General features: G+C 62.4%; 9 protein-coding genes. 2 read left to right on the top strand and 7 right to left on the bottom strand.

Annotated elements, in window-relative coordinates:
• On the top strand, nt 1-333 hold a 333-nt coding region (locus tag ABYV89_RS13125), incomplete at its 5' end, for a cytochrome P460 family protein (RefSeq protein WP_432823398.1).
• 139 nt (nt 334-472) lie between these two features.
• Here ABYV89_RS13125 and ABYV89_RS13120 read toward each other — a convergent pair.
• The 7 genes from ABYV89_RS13120 to ABYV89_RS13090 all read right to left on the bottom strand — a co-directional run bounded on the left by ABYV89_RS13120 (nt 473) and on the right by ABYV89_RS13090 (nt 5,955).
• Nucleotides 473-1,174 (bottom strand): hypothetical protein, encoded by a 702-nt coding sequence (locus ABYV89_RS13120; RefSeq protein ID WP_432823397.1) that lies wholly within the window; start codon nt 1,172-1,174, stop codon nt 473-475.
• Nucleotides 1,175-1,285: 111 nt separating this feature from the next.
• Nucleotides 1,286-2,563, bottom strand: coding sequence for a TRAP transporter large permease (locus ABYV89_RS13115; protein WP_432823396.1), 1,278 nt, complete (start codon nt 2,561-2,563; stop codon nt 1,286-1,288).
• The gene (locus ABYV89_RS13110; protein ID WP_432823395.1) at nt 2,554-3,057 is read right to left on the bottom strand and encodes a TRAP transporter small permease; all 504 of its coding nucleotides are present in this window, start codon (nt 3,055-3,057) and stop codon (nt 2,554-2,556) included. The genes ABYV89_RS13115 and ABYV89_RS13110 overlap by 10 nt, the downstream gene beginning before the upstream one ends.
• On the bottom strand, nt 3,054-4,052 hold the full coding sequence (gene dctP, locus ABYV89_RS13105; RefSeq protein WP_432823394.1) for a TRAP transporter substrate-binding protein DctP: 999 nt from the start codon (nt 4,050-4,052) through the stop codon (nt 3,054-3,056). Before dctP ends, ABYV89_RS13110 begins: the two co-directional genes overlap by 4 nt.
• Nucleotides 4,053-4,111: 59 nt before the next feature.
• Nucleotides 4,112-4,969, bottom strand: a complete 858-nt coding sequence (locus tag ABYV89_RS13100) for a TRAP transporter TatT component family protein (protein ID WP_432823393.1) — start codon at nt 4,967-4,969, stop codon at nt 4,112-4,114.
• A 280-nt stretch (nt 4,970-5,249) separates the two neighbouring features.
• Entirely contained in the window at nt 5,250-5,543 is a 294-nt protein-coding gene (locus tag ABYV89_RS13095) for a nucleotidyltransferase family protein (protein ID WP_432823392.1), read from the bottom strand.
• Complete coding sequence (locus ABYV89_RS13090; RefSeq protein WP_432823391.1) at nt 5,536-5,955, bottom strand: nucleotidyltransferase substrate binding protein; 420 nt, start codon at nt 5,953-5,955, stop codon at nt 5,536-5,538. Before ABYV89_RS13090 ends, ABYV89_RS13095 begins: the two co-directional genes overlap by 8 nt.
• Before the next feature lie 169 nt (nt 5,956-6,124).
• Here ABYV89_RS13090 and ABYV89_RS13085 point away from each other — a divergent pair.
• The coding region (locus ABYV89_RS13085; RefSeq protein ID WP_432823390.1) for a metallophosphoesterase family protein at nt 6,125-6,820 on the top strand (696 nt) is incomplete at its 3' end.

The following is a 6,820-nucleotide window of genomic DNA, read 5'->3' as shown; positions in this document are numbered from 1 at the left end:
GGCAAAGAGAATCTCTACCCGGGCCAGCATCCGCACGGAGCGTATTTAACCACCTACGTTTCGCCGCTGGCCTTCTACGCGATCGAGGGGCATGCGGGCGAGATCCCCGACACCGCCTTCATCGTCAAGGAGAACTATACCGCCGAAAAAGAACTGGCAGCGGTGACGGTCATGTACAAAGTCAAGGATTACAACCCGGAGGCGGGGGACTGGTTCTGGCTCAAATACACCCCCGACGGCAAGATCGCCGCGGAGGGGAAGGTCGCCGACTGCATCGGTTGCCATACCGCCGGCGAGGAAAACGACTGGCTCTTCACCGGACCAATCAAGTAGCCGGCGCAGCGATCAATGCCACTGTTATCGGGCCCGCCCCGGATTTTTCCGGGACGGTCGGTGGAATGTGCCGACACGACCCGTCTTACGCTCCTTATGCGCAGGGATAAAATCCCATCTTCATCGATTTGCCCTCTCGCTACTTCTTCAGCACCTTCTCCGACTCGATCTGCCGGAAGATGTCATGGAGCGACTCGGCGTAGATCTCTTCGCGCTTCCCTTCGAGGGGATGAAAGGGGTAGGCGAACATCAGCACGACCTGCACCCAGTTATTGAGGGAGGCCTTTCGCTGGTAGCTGCGAACCGGCTTGCCGGATGTGTCGGAGAGCTTGGCGGTGATGGTGTAATCCCAGGTATAGGGCATCGGGATCAGGGTCAGGCTCAACAGGCTGATGGTGGCGCTCAGGCACTGCTGCTTGAAGGAGGATTCTTCGAAGAAATCGACCTGCAGGGTGTACTCGTTGTCCTGCCTGAAGGTCTCGCGTTCCTGGCGGCGCTGGGGATTGTTGACGTCGGTCGGCGATTCGGTGAAGGTGACATAGCCGGAAATGTTGCTGATCTCGCCGAGCGCGTCCCGAAACAGGTTGTCGAAGTCCTTAACCCCCTGGGCCTTGAGCTTCGGGATAGTATCAAAGCCGTGCTCCTGGGTCAGATGCCGAAAATGGAAGAACACGCTCACCCTCTGGGCACCGAGGTTCTTTTGGGCGGGAGCGTCGAAGGTTCCCGTCACCGGCGAACGGGACGCCGCGCAGCCGGCCAACATTCCTGCCAGGAGCAGGACGATTACCAGGGCCAATTTCCTCAGCCAGCTTGCCGAAATCATCACCTGAACGCGTGGCATAGCGCACCTCCATCCTAAGTTGGCTGCAGTCGTTAACTAACGCTCCCTCCCTACAGTATAATTCGAAGTTGCCTTCGGGCAATCCCTCCAGCAACCGACTCACCCCCCGCTTCACCTGCCGACCAGCCCGAGGCTGAGCCAGGGCCAGTAGGTGATGATCAGCACACAGAGCAGCAGGATGAGCAGAAACGGCAGGGTGGCGCGATAGAGGGTGAGGATCGGCTGTTCGAAGCGGTAGCTGGCGATAAAGAGATTGAGACCGATCGGCGGGGTGAGATAGCCGATCTGCATGTTGGCGAGAAAGATGATCCCCAGGTGCAGCGGATCGACGTTGAAGCCGACCGCCACCGGCAGGATCAGCGGCACCACCAGCACCAGGGCCGAGAAGATGTCGAGCAGGGCGCCCAGCAGCAGCAGGAAGATATTGAGCCAGATCAGGAAGGTCAGGCGGCTGGAGACATGCTCCTGCACCCAGACAAAGAGCCGCTCCGGCACCCCGGCGTCGATCAGCACGTTGGTCGAGGCGAGGGAAACGCCGAGGATGATCAGGATGCCGCCGACCATGACCATCGACTGGCGGATGATGACCGGCAGCTGACGCAGCTTGATTTCGCGCAGGATGCCGACCTCGACCACCAGCACGTAGAGGGCGGTGACGGCGGCGGCCTCGGAGACAGCGAAAGTGCCGCTGTAGATGCCGCCGAGCACGATGAACGGCAGCGGCAGCTCCCAGATGGCCTCGCGCAGGGCGCGACCGGGGCCGACCTGCTGTGACTGCTGCGGACGCGCGCGGTGGCGGTTGTGCCAGAGGCAGTAGCCGAGCAGCAGCACCAGCATCAGGCTGCCGGGAAGGATGCCGGCGATGAAGAGTTGATCGATGCTGACCGCCTTGCCGACGTCGGTCTGCTGGGCGACGATACCGTAGAGAATCAGCGGCAGCGAGGGGGCGAAGAGCAGGCCGAGGCTCCCCGAGGTGGTGATCAGGCCGAGGTTGAAATGCTCGTCGTAGCCGGCCTGCTGCAGGGCCGGGTAGAGCAGAGCGCCGAGGGCGATGATAGTCACCCCGGAGGCGCCGGTAAAGGCGGTAAAAAAGGCGCAGGTGATCAGGGCGACGGCGGCCAGACTGCCGGGCAGCCAGCCGAACAGGGCCCGACTCAGGTTGACCAGCCGCCGGGGGGCGCCGCTCTCGCCGAGCAGGTAGCCGGCCAGGGTAAAAAGGGGGATGGCGAGCAGCACCGGCATCTCGGCCAGCCGGTAGACCTCGACCGCAAGAGCCGCCAGGTCGATCTCGGCGTGCCGGTAGCCAAGCAAGGCGCTGGCGGCGATGATGGCAAAGAGGGGGGCTCCGAAGAGGGCCAGCAGGAGCAGGCCGAGGCCGATCAGGGGCATGGCGTCTCCCCACGCAGCAGGGCCAGCAGGCGACGGCTGCAATCGACGGTGTAGCGGTAGGCAATCAGGCCGAAGGCGACCGGGATGATGGCCTGAAACACCCAGGCCGGGGCATTGCCGAGGACGGTGGAGCCGAACTCCCGCTCCAGCAGCACGAAGCGGGCGGCGTGCCAGGCGCCAAAGGCGCAGACAACGGCAGTGAAAAGGCCGGTGACGAATTGCGATAGAGCCTTGAGGCGGTCGGGGAGTAATCGGGACAGGACATCGATCTGGATATGCTTCAGCTCACGGCTGGCCGCCACGGCGCCGACCATGCCGAGCCAGAGCAGCAGGATTTTCAAAAACTCGTCGGCCCAGAGCAGCCCGCCCCCGAACAGGTTGCGGGCGACAATCTGCCAGACCGCCAGGCCCACCATGGTCAGCAGAAGGGCACAGAGCAGCAGGTTTTCCAGCGCGCGGCCGAAGCGATCGAGGGCATCCAGCAGCGGGCTCATGGCGGCGCCTGCGCCCGGTAAGCGCGGACCAGTTCTCCCACCCGGTTATACATCTGCGGCGAAAAAGCCCCCTCGGCGCTCAACCGTTCCAGGGCCTTGCCGGCCCGCTGGCGCATGGCCTCGACCTCGCCCGGTTGCGGGGACACGAAGGTCAGCCCATCGCGGCGCAAGGCGTCGATGGCAACCTGCTCATCGGCCCGGTTGTCGGCATCGAAGCGGCGATAGACCCGCTCCATCACCTCGCGGACCAGCTGCCGATCAGCCTCGCTCAGCTTGTCGAAGGCGCCTTTATCGATGGCCAGGGTGGCGAACAGGTAGGCCATCGGCGCTTTGGTGATGTACTTGACCTTGGTGTGCCACTGAAAGGCCAGGGCGCCGATGGGCGAGACACCGACGATGTGCACCAGGCCGGTCTGCAGCCCGGTCAGCACGTCGCTGATCGGCAGGGTGATCGGCGACAGGCCGAGTTCCTGCATCACCGCCGCGGTTACGCCGTCCCCTTCGGGCACCCAGAGTTTCTGGTTTTTCAGATGTTCAAGCAGGGTGATCGGATGGTTGCCCATCAGCAGGGCAAAGCCCCCCTCGGCGAACCCGAAACTGACAAACCCGTTCTGCTCAAGCCCGGCCTTGAGCACCGGATCGAGTTCGGCGCGGACGTGGTCGACCTCGGCCAGGGAGCTGAACAGCAGCGGCAGGCTGTAGATGCGCAGGTCCGGGTAGATTTCCGCCAGCCCGCCGCCGGTAAAAGCGCCTCCCTGCAGCTGCCCGATACGGATTTTGCGCAGCATGCTCTTTTCGTTGCCCATGACCCCGCCGCCATAGAGCTTGATCACGACCCGGCCGGAAGTGCGTTCTTTGATCTCGGCGGCCCCCTCGCGCATCTGCGTCATCCAGGCCGAGCCTTCCGGGGCCAGGGTGGCCAGCTTGAGGGTGGCGGCCGAGGCGGGAAAAGCTCCAAACAGGATCAACAGAAGGATAAACAGGAGGTATCGCATAGGGCACTCCAAATCAGGCGATTCACGGTTCAGGCGAACGGGCGCACACCGGTCCGCCCCTACGGGAAATAGTCGTCAGCCGACTCGAGCAGCCGGAGGGCCTCCTCCTGCGCCAGCACGTTGAACAGGGTCAGCCCTTCAGCCGCCGGGTCGGCGGCCAGCACCTCGCGAAGCAACCGATCATGAAGTTCGCGGTCGTAGAGCATGCGGGCGTAGCGACGGGCCAGTTCGACCCGGGCCTCCAGGTTGCGCCCTGCCGAAAGCACGATGACCCGCTCCAGGTGGGCCCGCCCACGCTCCGGATCCCCCCCAAGAGAGGGGGGGCGCAGCAGGCGCAGGATCCCCAGGTAGAGCTGCGGGCCGCCCTGCTGAAAACCTTCGTCCAGCTCCACCAGGCGGGCGAACAGCGCCTCGACCCGGGACAGTTCGGCCAGCACCTGGAATCTTTCGCCGTCGGCCTGCAAACGGGCCATCCAGCCGACCCCGAAAGCGTAGTAGGCCGGCACGTCGGCTTTTTCCAGCGTGCCGAGCCCGGCGGTGAATTCGGTGAACGACTTGTCCCAGCTCCCGCAGCGATTTCCATCGCGGGCGCAGACCGCGCGGACACCATACTGCCAGGCCCGTTCGGCCAGCCGCAGCCGGTGGGGCGCCCCTTCCGGCTCTAGCGCGCTGCCGAGGGCATGCAGGGAGCTGGCGGAAACGAGCAGCGCCTCGTCGTCGGGATCGTCCTGGATCAGGCCGTCGAGCAGCAGCAGGTAGGCCGGGATCCCCAGCCTGACCGTATCGGGGTCGGGATTGTTCAGCACCGAGCGAGCCATGCCGTCGCTCAAGCGACTGACGCAACCACTGAGTGATAATAGCAGCAGGACCAGCAGAAAACAGAGCGGCAGGGGACGAGCAGCGAAACGGCAGGACATGGCATCAGCTCCAGTTGGGCAGGAATTCCAGTTCATATCGATCCGATCGGGCTGACGCCAAACAACTAAACCACGTCTTTAATATATCATGCACGCCCCCGGTCGCAAGTTGCCGGGCCGAAGCCGGCGCCGCCGAAACCCTCTCGGAGCCACCGTTTTTCCCTTGTCCACAGAAACAGCAGCCGACCCCGAAATCCTGGTCCGCAACGTAAAAAAAGCAGGGGAAGCGCACGATCCGCTTCCCCTGCTTTGTCTTAGCTTCTTTCCATTTGCCCTGGGTCTACTGCAGCACCTCGTACCGTTTTTCAATCACCTTGCGAAATTCGGGACTGGTCACGGACCAATCGAGAACATCCACCAGGATCGGCAGATTTGAACGGGAAAAGGCTTCTTTCAATCGCGCCAGCCGCCTGGAATCGAGCTTTTTCGCATCAACCAGGGCCAGGTCCAGGTCGGAATAGCGCCTGGCGGTGCCATCGACCCTTGATCCGAAAACCCGAACTTCACATTCAGGCACATGATCCCGAAGAATCCTGCGGACTTCGTCCAGACATGTTTTATCAAGATCAATCATTCGTTTTTTCCAGTTGTGCCAGCAGATACCTGGCCTCATCGATAAAGCCGACCGCGACGTTGTAGACTTCCTGCGCCCGATTTTCATCGTAGGTATGCGAAGTCAGATTGCGGGCTTCGGCATAGTCGAACCACAGGGTCGGATCGGAGACCAGGCCGTATCGGGCCGCCATCCGGAACAGATCCTTGCGAACCAGAGGCTCGGCGTCTTCAGGCGACCTGTTGAGTCGTATCCAGCGCTGGATGAATTTCCAGCAGAGCTCGAAGGTAAATTCGAAGTTTTGAATAACCCCGGCGCGCAGCCCCTTCTGCAGCACCTCGTCCAGTCCGGCCATAAATGCGTCATCCCGAACCCGCAAGAGAAGCGAATCCAGAGAACCAATCGCCTTTTGCAAACTGCTCAGGTCAAGCACGTCAGAAACCCTCCATGCAACACGCGGACTCAAACCGATTATTGGATGTTTTATTGTCTTATTTCAGGACTATACACGAACTTAATTGATGATTCATGGATTTTATTTTTCTTTGCCCTCCCCACGCACCCCTGCTATCCTCTTGCACGACCTTTTCAAGGATAACTCCATGCGCATCCTGCACACCTCCGACTGGCATCTCGGCCGCCAGTTTCACAACATTTCACTGCTCGACGACCAGCGCCTGGCGTTGGAGCAGATCATCGACATCGTCCGCGAGCGCAAGGTCGATGTGGTGGTGGTCGCCGGCGATATCTACGACCGCTCGGTCCCACCGGCGACGGCGGTGGAGTTGCTCGACGACTGCGTCCACCGCATCTGCAACGAGCTGCAGGTTCCCCTGATCCTGCTCGCCGGCAACCACGACGGCCCGCAGCGGCTGGGCTTTGCCTCGCGGCAGTTGGCCGGCGCCGGTCTGCATGTGGCCGGGCCGCTGTGGAGCGTGCCGCAACCGATCGTGCTCAAGGGGGATACCGGCGAAGTGGCCTTTTATCCGATCCCCTACGCCGACCCGGCCACGGTGCGCCATGTGCTTGACGTTGAGGTCTCCAGCCACGACGAGGCGATGGCCTACCTGCTGGAGCAGATAAAGCAGGATAACGGCCCAACACGCCCCTGCGTGGTGATCGCCCACTGCTATCTGGCCGGCGGCGAGGTGTCCGAATCGGAACGGCCACTCTCCATCGGCGGGGCCGACCAAGTCTCACCGGACTATTTCAAGGATTTCTCCTACGCCGCCCTCGGTCACCTGCACGGCCCCCAGTTTCGCGGGGCGCAGCACATCCGCTACTCGGGCTCGCCGCTC

It is taken from the genome of Trichloromonas sp., assembly GCF_041583255.1.
Lineage (GTDB): Bacteria > Desulfobacterota > Desulfuromonadia > Desulfuromonadales > Trichloromonadaceae > Trichloromonas.
The sequence above is the reverse complement of the archived record's forward strand: the minus strand, read 5'-3'. Positions and strand labels throughout refer to the sequence as shown.